Here is an 18,461-nt window from a genome sequence, read left to right on the forward strand (position 1 = left end):
GGAACAGAGGTGGAAATGGTATGAAGCCATATCGAGTTTTAGTTGTTGATGATTCTGCGTTTATGCGTAAAATCATCTCTGATTTAATAGAAAATGACGCTAACTTTCAGGTAGCTGCAACAGCGGCGAACGGCCGTGAAGCCATTGAAAAAGTAAATGAATTATCTCCGGATCTAGTAACCATGGATGTTGAAATGCCGGAGATGAACGGCCTGGAGGCGCTTAAAATAATAATGGCAAAGCGTCCGCTGCCGGTAATTATGCTCTCTGGCATCAATGAAGAGGGAATGAAGGAGACCATTCTGGCATTGGAATCGGGTGCGTTTGATTTTATTCGCAAACCTTCCATTTCAAACTCGCAGGACATTATATCTGTGGGTGTAGCGCTGAGGGAGCAAATGAATGAGGCTATGCTTGCCCGTAAGCAGCGTGAAGCCAGAGCTACTTCATATAAGACGCCCGAGCTTCCGGCCGCGGAAGTATCGACTGTACCTGAGCCGATCCGCAATCCTGCCAAAAGGATACTGGAGCCTATTAAGAAATTCCCGGATCCTGCAAGCAAATTAGTAGAAAAGCCTAAGGGAAAACAGGAAGCGAATCTTGCTACAGAGCAGAATAAGGGTAAAAGTTCGCCGGGTAGAACAGCTAAGGAGAACGCTTCAGCTCCGATGGGAGCCAAACCGTCGATTACACCTCCTAAATCGGCAACTGATACTTTGAAAAACCTTTCGAAGGAGCAAGCCAGACCGGCACTACCGGATACAAGGCAGGCACCTCTAACTTCATCTGGCCCCAAAAATGATCATCCTTCTGTTACAGGGGAACATAAATCCTCGTATACAGGTTTGAGTAAGCTGGTTGCTGTTGGTTGTTCCACAGGAGGACCAAGGGCTCTCAAAGCATTTCTCGAAAATATCCCTGCTGATTTCCCGGCACCGATTGTTATTGTGCAGCATATGCCGCCCAATTTCACCAAGTCGCTGGCCCAGAGGCTCAATACGTTCAGTCCTCTCGAAGTTGCAGAAGCAGAGCAGGGTATGATTCTGCGTAAGGGGGCGGCATATATTGCTCCTGGGGGTTATCATATGAGGGTTGTTCCGGCAGCAGGAGGTCAGTATGCAATTGATCTCACTTTGGGAGAAGCCCGAAATGGACATCGTCCTTCCGTGGATATCCTCTTCGAATCCATCCTCCCTTATACATCACTGGAGAGACACGCAGTGATTATGACCGGGATGGGAAGCGATGGCGCCAAAATGATGAAATCTCTTTATGATTCGGGTGTAACTTCCACTTTTGCTGAAAGCGAAGAAACCTGCGTAGTCTACGGGATGCCGCGATCTGCAGTGGAGTTGCATTGTGTAAGACATATCCTGCCGTTGCAAGAAATTGCTCCAAGGCTGGTACAAGCCGTTAAATAACGGACAAGTGAACTTGAAGGGGAGGTGCTCGTTAGTGGACATGAACCAATATTTATCCATGTTTATTGATGAGTCAAATGATCATCTGCAGTCATTGAACGAAAGTATGATGGGGCTTGAAGCAAATCCTGAAGACCTGAGCATTGTGCAAGTCATTTTCCGCTCAGCACATACTTTAAAGGGTATGGCAGCTACAATGGGCTTTGAAGATTTGGCTTCACTTACTCACCAAATGGAAAATGTTCTGGATTTAGTGCGAAATAACAAGTTGCGGATGCAGGATTTCATTTTTGACACACTGTTCAAAAGTCTGGATGCCCTTGAATCCATGGTTGAGGATATTACGGGCGGTGGAGAAGGCAAGGCCGATGTATCGGCTATTGTTGCTTCATTGCAGGCGATTGTCCGCGGTGAGATCCCAACTGCTGCCGGTGCTGTGCCTGAGGCTGCAGCAGCGGCTCCAAAGGCTGCAGACGCTCCCGTATACCTTGATGAGTTTCAATACTCTGTTCTGGAGCAGTCACTCCAGGAAGGTCATAAAGTGCTTTATGTTGATGTTGCAATCCGCAAGGACTGCCAGCTCAAAGCAGTACGGGCATATATGGTCTTTGATCTCCTCGAACGTTCGGGCGAGGTTGTTAAATCCTTCCCTTCGGTTCAGGATATAGAGCAGGAGAAATTTGATTATGGCTTCTCGCTCTATTACATAACACAGAAGGAAGCAAGTGAAATTCAGGCGATGATCTTGAATCTGTCGGAGATCGACAAGGTCACTGCGGTAGCGCTTGATCAGGAATCGCTGCGTCAAATGGGTCAGGAAACGGTGGCGGCTACTTCAGAAGCACCCGCACCTGTTAAACCATCCGCTCCTGCTGCGGGCAACAGTAATGCTTCACCTGCAGCTGAAGCACATGCCAAAGAAGAATCCAAAGCATCACCAGCCAGAACCGGAGGGGCGCCTTCGCGGACCATTCGTGTAGACATTGAACGCCTTGATGTGCTGATGAACTTGTTCAGTGAACTCTTGATTGACCGTGTTCGCCTGGAACAGCTTGCTTCAGAAGTCCAGAATGGGGACCTGACAGAAACAGTCGAGCACATGGGCAGGGTCAGCGGTGATCTTCAGAATATTGTTATGAAGCTGCGCATGGTTCCTGTTGATACTGTATTTAATCGTTTTCCGCGTATGGTTCGGGATTTGGCCAAATCATTAGATAAGAAGATCGATCTAGTTGTTACTGGTGCCGAGACGGAATTGGACCGTACGGTTATTGATGAGATTGGTGATCCGTTGGTACATTTGCTGCGAAATGCTGTAGACCATGGCGTTGAAGGAATACAGGAACGTTTAGCATCCGGTAAGTCGGATACAGGAACAGTGAACTTGCGGGCATTTCATAGCGGCAATCATGTCTTTATCGAAATCGAAGATGACGGGGCTGGAATTAACCCACAAAAGATTTTGCAGTCTGCGATAAAAAAAGGGATACTTACCCAGGAGCAAGCATCGAATTACTCTGATGATGAGGCTATACAGCTCTTGTTCGCTCCAGGATTCAGCACCGCTGAGGTGATCTCCGACGTATCTGGCCGCGGTGTTGGACTAGATGTCGTCAAATCAAAAATTACTTCGCTGGGCGGGAACGTGGTAGTCTATTCCACTCAAGGCAAAGGCACCAACTTCTCGGTACAGCTTCCACTGACCCTGTCTATTATCGCAGCAATGCTTGTGCGGTTGGGCTCGGAGAAATATGCAATTCCGCTCTCATCCATTGTAGAAACTGGCATCGTGAAGCAATCCCAGATCCGGTCCATTCACGGCAACAAAATGCTGGAATTCCGTAACACTCATATTCCACTGGTTTCTCTTAGTAAGATCTTCTCCGTTCCGGATTATGATGAAAGCACGGAAGAAGAGATTGAAATCGTGGTGGTACGCAAGGGAGAGCGTCTGGTTGCCCTCGCAGTTCAAGATTTTATTGGGCAGAACGAAATAGTGATCAAGAATCTGGGCAAATATTTGCCGGAGGTTCAAGGCATTTCAGGTGCTACTATTCTCGGTGACGGACAAGTCGCACTCATTATTGATCCGAACGCTTTTATTAAATAATTAGGATAGAACAGGGAGGTTCATTCCATGGCTGAAGATATTAAGGTGATTGTGTTTAAACTTGGAACTGAAGAATATGGCATTGAAGTGGATAAAGTACAAACCATCGAGCGGATGATGCCGATTACGCGCGTCCCCAAGACGTTTTCCTTTATTAAAGGAGTCATTAACCTACGCGGTGTGGTTATTCCGGTTATTGATTTGCGCGGCCGTTTTGGTATTGCGGAAGCGGAGCATACGGATCAGACCCGTGTAATCATTGTGAATGTTAATGATATGGAAGTTGGCTTTATTGTTGATTCTGCTAATGATGTTATTGACCTGAACAAGGATTCCATTGATACACCTCCGGATGTTGTTGGGGGCATCAAAGCTAAATACCTTGACGGGGTGGCCAAGATTGGAGAAGATCGTTTGCTGATCATGCTCAACTTGTCAGAAGTGCTGAACAAGAACGAAATCGTGCAATTGGAAAGTCTAGAGGGCTAACCTGTGGAGCTCTTCAAAAACTTTAAAGATTTTAAAATGGATGTGCTCAAAGAAGTCGGGAATATTGGAGCCGGCAACGCAGCCACCGCGTTGTCCCAGCTGCTGGGCAAACCGATTGATATGGCTGTCCCCAAAGTGCAACTTCTGAATTTTGATGAAATTACCGACAAAGTCGGTGGTGCCGAAGAGCTGGTATATGCTGTATTCTTAAGAGTAGAAGGTGAAGCGCCGGGAAATTTGTTCTTCATACTTTCACCAGAAGCTGCAAAAAACCTGCTTAGCCGAATCGCAGGCATTGAGCTCTCGGAGGGTGAAGAATTGGGAGAGATGGAACTTTCCGCCCTTAACGAAATCGGGAATATTCTTGCAGGTTCCTATTTATCCTCTCTTGCCGACTTCACTTCATTGTCTATGTACCCAACAGTACCTGCACTTGCAATGGACATGGCTGGAGCGATATTGAGCTATGGTCTGCTGCAGTTCGGGCAAATGGGGGATGACGCATTGCTGATTGATACGACCTTTCTTGAAGGACAACATGAAATAGAGGGACAATTTTTCCTTATTCCCGATCCGGAATCTTTCCCGAAAATTTTCAAATCATTAGGAGTACCGTTTGAAAATGATTGAAGAACAAAGCATCATCAAAGTAGGCATGGCGGATCTTAACGTAGGCAGTCAAGAAAGCCTTGTCCGGACAACTGGACTTGGCTCCTGCGTTGGAGTAACATTGTTCGATCCTGGGAAAAAGATTGCAGGGATGGCGCATGTCATGCTGCCCTCATCCGAAATCGCTCGGGACGGGCAGATGAATATCGCCAAATTTGCGGATACCGCTTTGCCGGAGCTATTATCCCGCTTGCTTGCGCTTGGCGCCGTCCGGAGCCGTCTTGTAGCCAAAATGGCTGGTGGCTCTCAGATGTTCGCCTTTGCCGGGGGGAGTGACACCATGAGGATCGGGCCTCGTAATGTGGAATCCTGCAAGATTGCCCTACAAGATTTGAACATTCCGCTGATTGCAGAAGATACAGGCGGGAATTTTGGACGCACGATAGAAATTGCCTGCAACACTGGAATATTGTATATTCGCAGTGTTCAAAAAGGCACTAAGGAAATATAGCGATGAATGGTAAAATTCTATTAAGTCTGTTGTTTGGATTGTTGGGCTTTTGCTTTACCTTTCTAATAAACCATGGGCATAACTTGCTAGGAACCAGTCTGATTCGAGGTTTTTTTGGATTTATTGTCTGGTTTCTGCTTGCCTTCCTCTTAAGATGGGTATTGGGTTTTATTGTTAAGCAATCCGGGTCCCCGGAGAATGCCGAGACAACTTCCAATGAGGGGCATGAAACCCTTGGTAACAATTTTGATATCAGCACTCCGGGTGAAGATGAGGAATTAATCAATATGTTGCAACAGAAACCGGAACAGGGGAGTGTGAATGTGAAGGGCTTTACACCGCTTCAGCCTCCCAAATTAGTCACTTTGAAAGATCCTGAAGAATTGGCCAAGGCCGTTCGTCACCTGAAAGAAGAATAAGCGGGTTCTGTCTATGCCTGCTGACTAAACTTTGGGAAGGGTGAAAGCCATTGAACGAGCATAAAACTTCTCAATCGGAAACGGATGGTCTCTGGGAACAGTGGAAAGAACACGGGAACCCTGAAGCCAAGAAGAAACTGATTGAGAGTTATCTCCATATTGTTGATTACGTATCCAGCCGTTTAGCAGTTGGTTTGCCCAAGAATGTATCCAAAGATGATTTGGCCAGTAATGGTGTGATGGGTTTGATTGATGCAATAGAAAAGTTTGATTACAAGCGTGGTCTGCAGTTTCAGACCTATGCTTCCTGGCGGGTGCGGGGAGCGATCCTGGATTCTTTGCGGCAAAGTGATTGGGTTCCCAGATCGGTTAGGGAAAAAGCAAAGAAAATTGAGGACGCCTACCAACAGCTCGAACAGAAATACTTGAGATCCGTGAGTGACGAGGAAATGAGCCAATATCTGAATATATCGGAGCCGGAGTTTCAGAATATGTTGCAAGATGTGGCAGTCATGTCACTTTGCTCACTGGAAGACCCTATCCGGGAAGAAGAATCAGAGACTCGCTTGTCAATATTGGTGGATGATAAAGCCAAGAATCCAGATCGAAAAGTAAATGAATTCTATTTACGTGATACCCTGACCAAAGGCATCGAGAAGCTAACAGTGAAAGAACGGACAGTCGTGTCCCTTTTATATTATGAAGATTTATCTTTGAGCGAGATCGCCGAGGTGATGTCCCTGTCTCCTTCACGGATTTCGCAGCTTCATTCGAAAGCCATTTTGCGGCTGAGAGGAACACTCGAAAAAAATCGTGATCTTCTCATGCAAAACGATTAACCGGGCGACGGTGACAAGGGGGAGCAAAATTTGATCGGTCATTATGTTTTGAGCCAGTATATCAGTATTACCTTTTCGGAGGATAAGGGGATTGCTTACCTTCAGTTTTCGAAAAAGGATGAAAATTTCACTTGTACGGTAGAAGATCTGGAAAGCTTCCTGAAAAGTCATAATATTCATTACGGGATTCAGCAGGATATCGTTCAACGGATCAGCAGCAATCCGGAGGAATACTTTTTTAGCAGGGTGCCTATAGCGATAGGACAACCTGCTGTGAACGGTGAAGACGGTCGCGTAGTACTCTCTGTCGATCTGGAAGAGGACCGCAAACCACTGGAGACGGCAGATGGGAAAGTGGATTACAAGGACCTTGTTCGCCTTCATAATGTTTTGAAAGGTCAGATTATCGCCAGAGTCGTTCCCCCTCGTCCAGGCAAAACCGGTACAATGGTTACTGGTGAAGAGATGCCGTTCAAACCGGGCAAAGAAGTTCATTTCAAAGTGGGAAAGAACGTGCTTGTCGATCAGGAAGAGACGGCTATGTATGCGGCCATAGATGGACTAATCACTTTAACAGATAAAGGGAAGATCAATGTTTTCCCTATATATGAAGTGAACGGGGATGTGGATTACAGCACAGGCAATATTGATTTTGTCGGGACGGTTGTAATACGCGGTAACGTACTGACGGGGTTTACCGTCAAATCTGCAGGCGATATCCGTGTAATTGGGGGGGTTGAAGGTGCGGAGTTGATCTCAGGCGGTTCAATCGAAATTACCGGAGGAATTATAGGTTATAATAAAGGACTTGTAAGCGCAGGTAAAAATGTGAAGGTTTCCTTCATTCAGGATGGGAATGTAGTAGCAGGTGAGGATGTTATTGTGTCACAGAGCGTGATGCATTCCAATATCAAGGCTGGCAGGGATGTCTTGTGCAGTGGAACGAAGGGCTTGATCGTTGGCGGAGTAGTTCAGGCTGGTGAGCGTGTTGTGGCGCGAACCATCGGTAACACGATGTCGACAGCAACGGCGATTGAAGTAGGGGTAGTACCCCAGCTGAGAAATGAGATCAATGATCTCCGCCAGGAACTTCGCCAGCTGCTTGACAATGAAGATAAGACCAACAAAGCTTTGTATCTGCTGAATCAGCTTGCAAACAATGGTCAGCTCTCTCCAGATAAAGTGGCACTTCGTGTGAAACTGAACGCCACTAAGAATTCCCATATGCGAGAAGAGAAAAAGCTCAAAGAGCGCGTGCTTGAGATCGAGAAAATACTTGAAGACACAGGCAGAGCTAAAGTAGAAGTTATTAAAACCATCTATGGAGGTTCTAAAATTGTGATCGGCAGGTATACCCGTTTCGTTAAGGACACAACAGAACGGGTTACCTTCATTTACAGCGATGGAGATATATCCATGATCCCAAATGTATAAATTTGGCAGACCGCTTCTGTAACCACTTCAGTGAGGAGAGGGTAGTATGAGCCTGAAACCAGTGGAACTCCAAATTGCTGTACCCCGGACAACCGAGGCGGGTAAAATTCAAAATGGGCTGCAGCATCGGCCAGCGCTGGATCAGCAGCAGCTGGCCGATCAGAATGTAAAAGGAACGGAGCAGCTCGCCCATCGGAGCAGTGAAGTGGATGAGTCTGCTGAATCTGCTTTGCGTGATGACGGAAGCGGACAACATCAATCCGGCTCCCATTCAAACCCTCATAAACATCAGAAGCCGGAGACCAGTCATGACGCTGAGCATCCTTATAAGGGGCGTCGTATTGACCTGAGTCTATAATATTCTTGAATTGAACTTCAAAAGGAGATATGGCACTTGCAACCATGGGTATACATCGTGCTGGTAGGCGCTGTCGTTATCGTTTATGCCCTGAGACTGCCAGCTCGTGCTAAGGAAGAGTCAGCAGACAGACAGAGCCTAAAAGAAACGGAAGCCGCGCTTGAATTGTATATGGCAGACATAGAGCGTGATCATGACAACATGCTACAACTGGTCAGCAGTATCAAGCAACAGTCGCAGAATAACCGGACAGCACTTCAAGAGGAGATTACCGGATTGAAGGAGCAGTTGGCTGAGTTGCAAAAAAACTCAATGCTGCTTGATGCCAGACTGACCTCTGAGGAGAAAAGCCTCTTGCAGCTGTCAGCGGCTTTTGGAAAGGGGAATGTGTCTGTTCCTCAAGTTCCTGACCAGAATGTGCAATCCGAGACAGTAACTGAAGCACCTGTTCCCAAACCGAAACCGGTAAGTTCAATCAAACAGCGTTATCCCCGGTTGTTTGAACTTCATGAACAAGGGAAATCTATCGACTCCATTGCTAAGACGGCAGGACTTCAGCGTGGTGAAGTTCAGCTGATTTTGCAGCTGGCCAAACAGGAGGAGTCCGTGTGATCAAGAATCGTTCATTCATGTTTGGACTTGGTGCAGGGTTGATTATCGGCGCGTTGCTCCTGCAAGTAATGCTCTCGGGAGGAGCTGCTCCTATGACCAAAGATGAGCTGGTCAAGGAAGCGGCCAAACTCAACTTAACTATTAATGATCCTGCAGCAGAAAAACCAGTTGAGGGTGGGGAAAATGCAGGGAAGGATGCAGAGGACGCTGCAAAAGAAAAGAATACTTCAGCAATCTCTGGCTCTCCTAAGCCATCTGCTTCACCACAAGCATCTCCTGCTGCTTCGCCAAAGGCTGCCACTAAACCCACAGATGCTAATAAACCTGTGAAACCTTCGACGCCTGCTAATCCATCTACATCGGCTGCTGTTAAGCCAAAGGTGACATCTTCGTCAGTTAATCCGCCTACTACACCTGCTCCTTCAGGCGCCATTTCCGTTAAAATCCCTACAGGAATAACACTCTCTGAGACTGCGGATCTTTTGGAAGAAGCCGGAGTCATTGAGGACAAAGCAGAGTTTTTGAAAAGTGCGGACAGCCGCAAAGCTAATACCAGAATTCAATATGGCGGGTACAGCTTTACAAAGGATGAGAGTATTAATTCTATCATTGACAAATTAATTACCGTAAAGTAAATTCGCCGAAGAAATTCATATGAAGCGTTGCATACGTTATTTTATTATGTTATAGTAATAAACGGTGTTAAAACACACGCCGGTTGATTTCGACAAGGGGTGCTTTCTTCTGAAGAAAGTCTTGTAGGAAAATGACACGCGGCGGAGGAGACACACAAAAAACCAATACTAGGAGGTGTGTGAAGATGGCAGTAATCTCCATGAAGCAGCTTCTCGAAGCTGGGGTACACTTCGGTCATCAGACTCGTCGTTGGAATCCAAAGATGGATCGTTATATCTTCACTGAAAGAAACGGAATTTACATTATTGACCTGCAAAAAACGGTTAAAAAGGTAGAGGAAGCTTACAACTTTGTAAAAAGCGTCGCTGGCGACAACGGCACAATCCTATTCGTAGGAACAAAGAAACAAGCACAAGATTCCGTAAAAGAAGAAGCTGAACGTTCGGGTATGTTCTTCATTAACCAACGTTGGCTCGGTGGTACTCTGACTAACTTCCAGACTATTCAGAAACGGATTGACCGTCTGAAGAAATTGGAACTTTGGGAAGAAGATGGTACCTTCGCAGTTCTGCCTAAGAAAGAAGTAATCCTTCTCCGCAAAGAGAAAGATCGTCTTGAGAAATTCCTGGGCGGTATCAAGAACATGAAAGGTCTTCCTAGCGCGCTGTTCATCATTGACCCGCGTAAAGAGCGTATCGCTGTTGCAGAAGCTCGCAAACTGGGTATCCCTATCGTAGCTATCGTTGATACTAACTGTGATCCGGATGAAATCGACTACGTAATCCCGGGTAATGACGACGCAATCCGCGCCGTGAAATTGCTTACTGGTAAAATGGCTGATGCTGTTGTAGAAGCTCACCAGGGCGAAGATACAACTACAGCTTAAGTAGTGTCTGGAACTTAACAAGAACTTAAATGAAAAGGGTGGTTGGCAGGTGGATAACCTCTCACTGCCCTTTTTTTAGGATAATAGACATGAAACATGTAACATAACGACAATTATCTGGAGGGAATTAACAATGGCAGTAGATGCAAAAGCAGTAAAAGAACTTCGCGAAAGAACAGGCGCAGGAATGCTGGATTGCAAAAAAGCGCTCGAAGAAGCGAATAACGACATTACAAAAGCAGCGGAATTGCTTCGTGAAAAAGGCCTCTCCGCAGCTGCGAACAAAGCTGGACGTATTGCCACTGAAGGTGTTGTTGAATCTTATATCCATGCTGGCGGACGTATCGGTGTACTTGTTGAAATTAACTGCGAAACTGACTTCGTAGGTAAAACGGATTCTTTCAGAGAATTCGCACGCGACATCGCTATGCAGATCGCTGCAGCAAATCCGCTGTATGTTCGTCGTGAAGAAGTGCCTGCTGAAGCTGTAGAGAAAGAAAAAGAAATTCTGAAGGCTCAAGCCCTGAACGAAGGCAAGCCTGAGAAAATTGTTGAAAAAATGGTTGAAGGACGTATCAGCAAGTTCTATGAAGAATACTGTTTGCTTGAACAAGCCTTCGTTAAAGATCAAGACAAGACCATTTCTCAACTGCTGAATGAAAAAATCAGCACCATCGGCGAAAACATTTCGATCCGTCGTTTTGTCCGTTTCGAGCTGGGCGAAGGCCTGGAAAAGAAAGTCGACAATTTTGTAGAAGAAGTTATGGCGCAAGTAAATCAATAATAGCAATCTGCATACTGAATTGAATAAGGCAAGCATCAAAAGAGCGGAACACATACACGTAGTGTTCCGCCTTTTGTAAGAAAGTGAGGGTATACAATTGGAACAGCCGGTATTTAAGAGAGTAGTCCTTAAGGTTAGCGGTGAATCACTCGCGGGTCAAAACGGATATGGCATTGATGCCGAGACGATTATTTCCATCGCGGAACAAGTCAAGGAAGTCGTTGAGCTAGGGGTTCAGGTTGCTATTGTGTGCGGTGGAGGCAATATCTGGCGTGGAATCGCGGGCAGTGCAAGTGGGATTGATCGTGCTACAGCTGATTATATGGGAATGCTTGCCACAGTCATGAACTCGCTTGCTCTTCAGGATGCATTGGAACAGATTGATGTACCTACACGGGTGCAGACTTCAATTTCCATGCAGCAGATTGCTGAACCGTATATTCGCCGCCGTGCTATCCGGCATTTAGAGAAGGGCCGCGTTGTTATTTTTGCAGCGGGTACGGGTAATCCGTTCTTCTCCACGGATACAACTGCAGCTCTAAGGGCAGCCGAAATTGAAGCAGAAGTCATTCTGATGGCGAAGAACAAAGTGGATGGTGTATATTCTGCTGACCCATTCAAAGACAGTACAGCCGAGAAATATGAGCAGCTTACGTACATGGATGTGCTCAACAAAAATCTTGGCGTCATGGATTCCACCGCTTCCTCTCTGTGCATGGATAATAATATACCGCTCATTGTGTTTGCTATTACAGAACAAGGCAATATCAAACGTGTCGTTCTCGGTGAGAAGATCGGGACGATTGTTAAAGGGAGTGTAGATTAATGCCACAATCGGTTAAGAAAAATGCCGAAGAGCGTATGGAAAAAGCGATTTTATCCCTGAAACGCGATTTGGCAACATTACGGGCAGGACGTGCTTCTACGTCACTCCTGGACCGTATCCAAGTTGAATACTACGGTGCGCCTACTCCGATCAACCAGTTGGCCAACATCAGTACACCGGACTCACGGACGCTGTTGATCCAGCCTTGGGATAAAACCTCAATGTCGGACATCGAACGGGCGATCATGAAATCGGATATTGGAATTACTCCGGCCAATGACGGTACAATCATCCGTCTTTCCATTCCACCGCTTACGGAAGAACGCCGCAGTGAGCTTGTAAAGTTCACCAAGAAATTTGGCGAAGAAGCCAAGGTGGCTATCCGTAATATCCGTCGAGATGCTAATGATGACATCAAAAAGATGGAGAAAAACGGTATTTCTGAAGATGAATCACACGGGCACCAAGAAGACATCCAGAAGTCAACGGATAAGTTCATAGCTGAAGTTGATAAAGTGCTCTTGGCCAAAGAAAAAGAGATTATGGAAGTATAATGAAATTCAAGAGACTTCAAGCCCCTCCGCACATGGTGGGGTTTGTCTCTTTCTGATAAGAGCTTGGAGGAAACGGAAATGATCAAACGGATTCGAGCATGGCTGAGCCGTAAAGACAGGCAACAGGAGCCAGTCGAGATTTCACCGGATAATATTCCCCGGCATGTGGCTGTCATTATGGACGGAAATGGCCGCTGGGCTAAACGCCGCGGATTGCCGCGGATTGTTGGCCACCAGAACGGGATGAAGGCAGTCAAACGAACCACGATTGCCGCGAACGATCTGGGTGTGGAGTTCTTGACCATGTACGCTTTCTCTACCGAGAACTGGAAACGGCCGAAGGAAGAAGTTGACTTTTTAATGCGTCTGCCAGTCGAGTTTCTGGCTCTGGAGCTTGATGAGCTTATCGAAAAAAATGTGCAAGTACGTGTGATGGGCGACACTGATGCACTGCCTTCTCATACCCGAAAAGCTATGGAGGAAGCGGTCAACCGTACCAAGCACAATACGGGACTTATATTGAATTTTGCCTTGAATTATGGTTCGCGCAAAGAGATTGAGGATTGCATGCGTGGATTGGGACAGGATATAAAAGATGGAATATTATCACCGGAAGATATTACATCTGACCTGATAGACAGCAGACTGTTAACTTCAGGAATGCCTGACCCTGATCTTCTGATCCGCACAAGCGGAGAAATGCGTCTCAGCAACTTTATGCTCTGGCAGCTGGCCTACAGTGAATTCTGGTTTACAGATGCTTACTGGCCGGAATTTGACAAGACGCATTTACTACAGGCTGTGGCGGAGTATCAGCGCCGAACACGCCGATATGGTGGTCTGAAGTAGCCTGATGGGAGATGGGAACCTTTGAAGCAGCGATTAATAACCGGGGTGATAGCCGGAGCAGTATTTTTAGGATTGTGCTTTTTGGGGGGCTGGCCGTACCAGCTGCTGCTCACAGCTATGGCGCTCATAGGCTTTTATGAATTTATGAAAATGACTGGCATACAGACTTTCGGCGGTACCGCTATGATGGGTTATCTGTCCGTAATGTGTTTCATGATCCCTTGGAATATGATCGGTATTTCTGAATGGTTTTCTTGGGAACAAGGGATTTGGCTATTAATGCTGGTGTTCCTGCTCCTGACAGTAATTAGCAAGAATAAATTGGATATAAAAATCACAGCTCTATTGTTTACTGGAATAATATACATAGGAATGGGTTTTTCCTATATGGCTATTGCCCGCGGAGCAGGCGATGGGCATGGTTTGATCTGGACCTTCCTGCTGTTGTGCTGTATATGGGGCAGTGATGCTGGTGCTTATTTTGTAGGCAGAAGCTTTGGCAAGAATAAGCTGTGGCCGGCTATAAGCCCCAACAAAACGGTGGAGGGAGCCCTTGGAGGGGTGTTGATCTCCATTCTGATTGCAATTGGTTTTGCCTTATTTATTCCTGATCTGCTGACTATAGGTCGTGCGCTTCTTATCGGGATTTCCTGCGCGGTTCTCGGTCAGCTTGGAGATCTTGTACAGTCTGCCTATAAACGGGTGTACGGTATTAAGGATTCAGGCTCGCTGCTGCCTGGTCATGGAGGTATCCTTGACCGCTGCGACAGCTGGATTATCGTATTTCCTTTCGTACATATCGTAATGCTTATGCCTTACTATTAATGCCAGGGAGAAGGTTATACTGTGAAAAGAATAAGTATTCTCGGCTCTACGGGTTCGATCGGGACACAGACGCTGGATGTAATCGCCATGCATCCCGATGCCTTTTCAGTGGAGGGTTTGGCTGCGGGCAGCAATACAGCTTTACTATTGGAGCAAGTTCAACGTTTCAAACCGCGTCGTGTTTCTGTGTCCACCAAAGAGCTGGCTGAGGAGATCAGGACGAGTCTTCCTGAGGGAGTAGAGCTATTCAGCGGAAATGAAGGACTGGTTGAAATCGCTGCCGGCGGGGATGCAGACACTTTGGTAACAGCGGTTATGGGCAGTGTCGGCCTGCAATCTACACTTGCAGCTATTGATGCTGGAAGACATATTGGTTTAGCCAACAAGGAAACACTGGTTACAGCCGGGCATCTGGTTACAGAGCGTGCGGTGAGAAAAGGCGTTCAATTACTGCCAGTCGACAGTGAGCATTCTGCCATATTTCAGTGTCTTAATGGTGAGAACCGTCAAGATGTTGCCAGTATTACGCTTACCGCCTCCGGCGGCTCTTTTCGGGATTATACTCGAGAACAGTTAAAGAAGGTTACGGTTGAAGATGCCCTTCGACATCCGAACTGGAGCATGGGTTCCAAAATCACGATTGACTCGGCAACTATGGTGAACAAGGGGCTAGAGGTAATTGAAGCGCATTGGCTGTTTGGTCTTCCTTATGAACAAATTCAGGTACTGCTTCATCCGGAAAGCATTATTCACTCTTATGTAGAGTTCAAGGACAGTAGCATAATCGCTCAGTTGGGTACCCCGGATATGCGTGTTCCCATCCAGTATGCGCTCACCTATCCTGAACGATGGTCTTCACCCGCCAATCGACTGTCTTTGGCAGAGATTGGCCGGCTAACCTTCCGGGAAATGGACTATGAGCGTTTTCCAGCTTTGAAGCTTGCGATAGAATGTGGGAAGGCTGGAGGCACGAATACTACTGCCTTTAATGCTGCCAATGAAATTGCAGTCGCCCGTTTTCTGCGTCATGAGATTTCTTTCCTGCGGATTGAAGAGATTATTGATGAAGTCCTTCAGCATCATGTAACGGTTGCATACCCGGATCTGGAACAAATTGAGTATTGCGACCGTACAACACGTGAATTAGCAAGTAAGTTGTAAGTCATAATCTGTTATTATCAAGTTTTATCGGTGAATTTTTGCTTTACCCTGAAAAATAGGCTGAAGCTGTTGATTCTCTTGTGCACGGTCTTGGAATAATGATAAATTAAGAGGACATACTTCGGTCTTACACCTAAAGGGGGAAAGTTACGCATGGAAATGGTAAGAGTCGTCTTTTTAACGGTGCTCATGTTCTTTGTACTGGTGACAGTACATGAATGGGGACATTATTATTTTGCCAAACGCGCCGGTATTCTTGTGCGGGAGTTTGCCATCGGTTTCGGCCCGAAACTGTTTTCTTATAAACGAAATGAAACCCAGTTCACGCTTCGTCTGCTGCCCTTCGGGGGTTATGCAAGGATGGCCGGAGAAGATCCGGAGATTATTGAGATTGGTCCTGGACAAACCATTGCCGTAAGGCTGGGGCAAGATAACAAAGTGAAGAATATTTACCTGGATTCCCTCGACACACGCAGAAATGTGATCCGCGGTGAAGCACAGTACACGGATTTGGAACAAGAATTGAAGATCCGTTTGGACGTGGATGGGGAAGTCACTGTATACGACGTTCATCCGCAAGCTATGCTGATTAAAGGCACCCAACAGACGCAAATTGCGCCTAAGGACCGCCAATTCGGCAGTAAAACCGTTGGTCAGCGAGCCATTGCTATTTTTGCAGGTCCAGTGATGAATTTCATACTCGCTTTTGTGCTGTTTGGTCTGCATCTGCAAATGGCTGGAATTCCCATTGAGAATCCTACGTATGTGAAAATTGGTGATGTAAGTGCCAACATGCCGGCAGAGGAAGCAGGACTGCAGAAAGGCGACATCGTGGTATCTGTTAACGGTGAGAAAATCGGCGGGGATTATCAGAAGATGATCTCGCTAACCTCGGCCTCCAAAGGCAAAGAGATGCAGTGGACATTGCAGCGAGGTGAGGAAACCTATAACGTGGCTATGATCCCCCGTAGTATGGAGGGAGAAGAAGGCGGGAAAGTGGGTATTACTCCAGAGCTGCCCACACGCCATGCCGGTATTGGAGAGACATTCTCCAAATCGGGTATAGCTATGGTGGATACCACTAAGGCAATCTTCATGGGCTTTAAGCAATTAATCAATAATTTTAACATGGATGATATTTCAGGACCGGTTGGTACGGCGAAATTGACCGGCCAGATCGCACAGCAAGGGATTCAGTATTTAACCTATTGGGCTGCTATTCTAAGTCTGTATCTGGGAATATTTAATCTGCTGCCGATTCCCGCGCTTGACGGAAGCCGCCTGGTCTTCCTTGGTGTAGAAGCTTTGCGGGGTAAGCCGGTTGATCCTGGCCATGAGGGTATGGTCCATTTTGTCGGCTTCGCGATGTTGTTCCTGGTGATGATAGCTGTGACGTATAATGATATATTGCGGCTCATAAGCGGTTGATTCCTTTTGTTCCATATAATCTTTATCCTTATATTTTTGCTTGGGTTTACATCTTTTGGAGTCCCCGCAAAGTAATTGAATCAGCGTTGAGGAATATTCGACACTTTGTGGGGCGAATTTAGGAGGAGTTTCACTACATGGCCAAAGATAAGCAGTTCGTTACTGAGATTACACCGCAAGGTGAAGATTTCTCACGCTGGTACATTGATGTTATCAAAAAAGCTGATTTGATGGACTATTCACCAGTCCGGGGTTGCATTGTATTCAAACCGGATGGTTTTGAAATCTGGGAACATATCCAGGAAGAAATGAACCGCCGGTTCAAGGAAACAGGACATCGTAATGCTTATTTTCCGCTTTTCATTCCGGAGAGCTTTTTCCAAAAGGAAAAGGATCATATTGAAGGATTCAATCCGGAACTCCCTTGGGTAACGGAAGCGGGCGGCGATAAATTAGAAGAGCGTCTGGCAATCCGGCCTACTTCAGAGACCATGATCGGGCATATGTATTCCAAATGGATTCAGTCATACCGTGATCTCCCTGTTTTGATCAATCAATGGGCTAACGTGGTCCGTTGGGAGAAGCGTACACTTCCTTTTATCCGCACCAGTGAATTCCTGTGGCAGGAAGGACATACTGCTCATGAGAATGAAGCTGAAGCACGTGAAGAAACGATGCAGATGCTTGAAATCTATCGTGATTTTGTAGAAGGCTATCTGGCAATTCCGGTAATTACCGGTCAAAAGACCCCTTCGGAACGTTTTGCCGGTGCAGTAGATACCTATTCCATTGAAGCCATGATGAAGGATGGACGTGCTGTACAGGCGGGAACTTCTCACTACCTGGGCACCAAATTTGCAGTTGCTTTTGAAATCCAGTACCTGAGCCGGGAAAATGTGCTTGAGCACGTGCATACCACTTCATGGGGAACCAGTACACGTCTGATTGGTTCCATGATTATGGTTCACGGTGATGACAGAGGACTCGCGTTACCGCCAAAAGTTGCGCCTACCCAAGTTATTATGATTCCGATCGGACCGCCTAAGACTCGTGACGCTGTCATTGGCCGGACGGACGAGCTGTTCCAGGAACTCAAAAAAGCTGGGGTCCGCGTACGTGTAGATGACCGGGCGGATGTGACTCCAGGATGGAAGTTCAATGAGTACGAAATGCGCGGAGTGCCTGTCCGTCTCGAACTGGGGCCGCGTGATATGGAGAATGGTGTCTGTGTGCTGGTCTCACGGATCAGCGGTGAGAAGAAGGTCATTCAGCAAGCGGATCTGGTAGAAGAAGTCCAAGCAATGCTGGAGCAGGTTCATAATGAGATGTTCGAGCGGGCACTTAAATTCCGTGAGGATCACTTCTATTCGGTGGATACACTTGATGAAATGAAGGCTTCTATGGATGAGAAACGCGGTTTTGCGCTGGCAGGCTGGTGCGGCACTGAGGAGTGCGAATCCAAGGTGAAGGAAGAAACTGGTGCAACCAGCCGAAACATTCCATTCAACCCCGCAGAGACAAAGCAGGTGTGCATCTGCTGCGGTAAACCTGCAGCGCATACGGTTGTTTTTGCCAAAGCCTATTAATTTGGTTCAGCATTGTTTATGATAAAGAATATAGGATGTTAATCTAGCTTCTGGTGAGAGGAGTCGGCGGGCCGAAAGAACCCAAAGCTTTTTGACCCGGAAGCTTTTTAAATCTGTCTTATAC

Annotated in this window: 20 protein-coding genes; all 20 read left to right on the plus strand. The window is 46.6% G+C overall.

The window, feature by feature from the left end; translation table 11 throughout:
* Nucleotides 1-20 precede the first annotated feature (20 nt).
* Nucleotides 21-1,421 carry a protein-glutamate methylesterase/protein-glutamine glutaminase gene (locus tag ACAN54_RS01330; RefSeq protein WP_379151385.1) on the plus strand — a complete coding sequence of 467 codons (1,401 nt, stop codon included), beginning with the start codon at nucleotides 21-23 and terminating at the stop codon, nucleotides 1,419-1,421.
* Between the two features lie 34 nt (nucleotides 1,422-1,455).
* Complete coding sequence (locus ACAN54_RS01335) at nucleotides 1,456-3,531, plus strand: chemotaxis protein CheW (RefSeq protein WP_379151388.1); 2,076 nt, start codon at nucleotides 1,456-1,458, stop codon at nucleotides 3,529-3,531.
* A gap of 27 nt (nucleotides 3,532-3,558) precedes the next feature.
* Nucleotides 3,559-4,020: a chemotaxis protein CheW gene (locus tag ACAN54_RS01340; RefSeq protein WP_379151390.1), complete on the plus strand. Its 462-nt coding sequence runs from the start codon at nucleotides 3,559-3,561 to the stop codon at nucleotides 4,018-4,020.
* A 36-nt stretch (nucleotides 4,021-4,056) separates the two neighbouring features.
* Nucleotides 4,057-4,650 carry a chemotaxis protein CheC gene (locus tag ACAN54_RS01345; protein ID WP_379154087.1) on the plus strand — a complete coding sequence of 198 codons (594 nt, stop codon included), beginning with the start codon at nucleotides 4,057-4,059 and terminating at the stop codon, nucleotides 4,648-4,650.
* Nucleotides 4,643-5,140: a chemotaxis protein CheD gene (locus tag ACAN54_RS01350; protein WP_379151393.1), complete on the plus strand. Its 498-nt coding sequence runs from the start codon at nucleotides 4,643-4,645 to the stop codon at nucleotides 5,138-5,140. Before ACAN54_RS01345 ends, ACAN54_RS01350 begins: the two co-directional genes overlap by 8 nt.
* 2 nt (nucleotides 5,141-5,142) lie before the next feature.
* Nucleotides 5,143-5,559 (plus strand): hypothetical protein, encoded by a 417-nt coding sequence (locus ACAN54_RS01355; RefSeq protein ID WP_379151396.1) that lies wholly within the window; start codon nucleotides 5,143-5,145, stop codon nucleotides 5,557-5,559.
* Between the two features lie 50 nt (nucleotides 5,560-5,609).
* Entirely contained in the window at nucleotides 5,610-6,398 is a 789-nt protein-coding gene (locus ACAN54_RS01360) for a FliA/WhiG family RNA polymerase sigma factor (RefSeq protein WP_379151399.1), read from the plus strand.
* A gap of 30 nt (nucleotides 6,399-6,428) precedes the next feature.
* Complete coding sequence (locus ACAN54_RS01365; protein WP_379151402.1) at nucleotides 6,429-7,832, plus strand: FapA family protein; 1,404 nt, start codon at nucleotides 6,429-6,431, stop codon at nucleotides 7,830-7,832.
* Between the two features lie 46 nt (nucleotides 7,833-7,878).
* Nucleotides 7,879-8,190 carry a hypothetical protein gene (locus tag ACAN54_RS01370; RefSeq protein ID WP_379151404.1) on the plus strand — a complete coding sequence of 104 codons (312 nt, stop codon included), beginning with the start codon at nucleotides 7,879-7,881 and terminating at the stop codon, nucleotides 8,188-8,190.
* A 36-nt stretch (nucleotides 8,191-8,226) separates the two neighbouring features.
* On the plus strand, nucleotides 8,227-8,802 hold the full coding sequence (locus ACAN54_RS01375; RefSeq protein WP_379151407.1) for a hypothetical protein: 576 nt from the start codon (nucleotides 8,227-8,229) through the stop codon (nucleotides 8,800-8,802).
* Complete coding sequence (locus ACAN54_RS01380; protein WP_379151410.1) at nucleotides 8,799-9,437, plus strand: hypothetical protein; 639 nt, start codon at nucleotides 8,799-8,801, stop codon at nucleotides 9,435-9,437. Before ACAN54_RS01375 ends, ACAN54_RS01380 begins: the two co-directional genes overlap by 4 nt.
* A gap of 185 nt (nucleotides 9,438-9,622) precedes the next feature.
* The gene (rpsB, locus tag ACAN54_RS01385) at nucleotides 9,623-10,324 is read left to right on the plus strand and encodes a 30S ribosomal protein S2 (protein ID WP_020434093.1); all 702 of its coding nucleotides are present in this window, start codon (nucleotides 9,623-9,625) and stop codon (nucleotides 10,322-10,324) included.
* A gap of 133 nt (nucleotides 10,325-10,457) precedes the next feature.
* Entirely contained in the window at nucleotides 10,458-11,108 is a 651-nt protein-coding gene (gene tsf, locus ACAN54_RS01390) for a translation elongation factor Ts (protein ID WP_379151414.1), read from the plus strand.
* 97 nt (nucleotides 11,109-11,205) lie between these two features.
* Nucleotides 11,206-11,934 carry a UMP kinase gene (pyrH, locus tag ACAN54_RS01395; RefSeq protein ID WP_074088146.1) on the plus strand — a complete coding sequence of 243 codons (729 nt, stop codon included), beginning with the start codon at nucleotides 11,206-11,208 and terminating at the stop codon, nucleotides 11,932-11,934.
* Nucleotides 11,934-12,488, plus strand: a complete 555-nt coding sequence (gene frr, locus ACAN54_RS01400; RefSeq protein ID WP_074088147.1) for a ribosome recycling factor — start codon at nucleotides 11,934-11,936, stop codon at nucleotides 12,486-12,488. The genes pyrH and frr overlap by 1 nt, the downstream gene beginning before the upstream one ends.
* A gap of 78 nt (nucleotides 12,489-12,566) precedes the next feature.
* Nucleotides 12,567-13,337, plus strand: a complete 771-nt coding sequence (gene uppS / locus ACAN54_RS01405) for an undecaprenyl pyrophosphate synthase (RefSeq protein ID WP_379151419.1) — start codon at nucleotides 12,567-12,569, stop codon at nucleotides 13,335-13,337.
* A gap of 21 nt (nucleotides 13,338-13,358) precedes the next feature.
* Nucleotides 13,359-14,162, plus strand: a complete 804-nt coding sequence (locus ACAN54_RS01410; RefSeq protein WP_379151422.1) for a phosphatidate cytidylyltransferase — start codon at nucleotides 13,359-13,361, stop codon at nucleotides 14,160-14,162.
* Between the two features lie 21 nt (nucleotides 14,163-14,183).
* Nucleotides 14,184-15,323: a 1-deoxy-D-xylulose-5-phosphate reductoisomerase gene (locus ACAN54_RS01415; RefSeq protein WP_379151425.1), complete on the plus strand. Its 1,140-nt coding sequence runs from the start codon at nucleotides 14,184-14,186 to the stop codon at nucleotides 15,321-15,323.
* A gap of 153 nt (nucleotides 15,324-15,476) precedes the next feature.
* Nucleotides 15,477-16,751 carry an RIP metalloprotease RseP gene (gene rseP, locus ACAN54_RS01420; RefSeq protein ID WP_379151427.1) on the plus strand — a complete coding sequence of 425 codons (1,275 nt, stop codon included), beginning with the start codon at nucleotides 15,477-15,479 and terminating at the stop codon, nucleotides 16,749-16,751.
* Nucleotides 16,752-16,888: 137 nt separating this feature from the next.
* Nucleotides 16,889-18,337 (plus strand): proline--tRNA ligase, encoded by a 1,449-nt coding sequence (gene proS, locus ACAN54_RS01425; RefSeq protein ID WP_379151429.1) that lies wholly within the window; start codon nucleotides 16,889-16,891, stop codon nucleotides 18,335-18,337.
* The last annotated feature ends 124 nt before the right edge of the window (nucleotides 18,338-18,461 follow it).

The sequence above is a fragment of the Paenibacillus diazotrophicus genome, from assembly GCF_042610465.1.

Bases quoted from the DNA above. Each gene is read 5' to 3' on its own strand.
- ACAN54_RS01370 (WP_379151404.1), top strand. From the start codon at position 7,879: ATGAGCCTGAAACCAGTGGAACTCCAAATTGCTGTACCCCGGACAACC.
- proS (WP_379151429.1), top strand. From the start codon at position 16,889: ATGGCCAAAGATAAGCAGTTCGTTACTGAGATTACACCGCAAGGTGAA.
- uppS (WP_379151419.1), top strand. From the start codon at position 12,567: ATGATCAAACGGATTCGAGCATGGCTGAGCCGTAAAGACAGGCAACAG.
- rseP (WP_379151427.1), top strand. From the start codon at position 15,477: ATGGAAATGGTAAGAGTCGTCTTTTTAACGGTGCTCATGTTCTTTGTA.
- frr (WP_074088147.1), top strand. From the start codon at position 11,934: ATGCCACAATCGGTTAAGAAAAATGCCGAAGAGCGTATGGAAAAAGCG.
- ACAN54_RS01355 (WP_379151396.1), top strand. From the start codon at position 5,143: ATGAATGGTAAAATTCTATTAAGTCTGTTGTTTGGATTGTTGGGCTTT.
- ACAN54_RS01330 (WP_379151385.1), top strand. From the start codon at position 21: ATGAAGCCATATCGAGTTTTAGTTGTTGATGATTCTGCGTTTATGCGT.
- ACAN54_RS01340 (WP_379151390.1), top strand. From the start codon at position 3,559: ATGGCTGAAGATATTAAGGTGATTGTGTTTAAACTTGGAACTGAAGAA.
- rpsB (WP_020434093.1), top strand. From the start codon at position 9,623: ATGGCAGTAATCTCCATGAAGCAGCTTCTCGAAGCTGGGGTACACTTC.
- ACAN54_RS01345 (WP_379154087.1), top strand. From the start codon at position 4,057: ATGGATGTGCTCAAAGAAGTCGGGAATATTGGAGCCGGCAACGCAGCC.
- tsf (WP_379151414.1), top strand. From the start codon at position 10,458: ATGGCAGTAGATGCAAAAGCAGTAAAAGAACTTCGCGAAAGAACAGGC.
- ACAN54_RS01350 (WP_379151393.1), top strand. From the start codon at position 4,643: ATGATTGAAGAACAAAGCATCATCAAAGTAGGCATGGCGGATCTTAAC.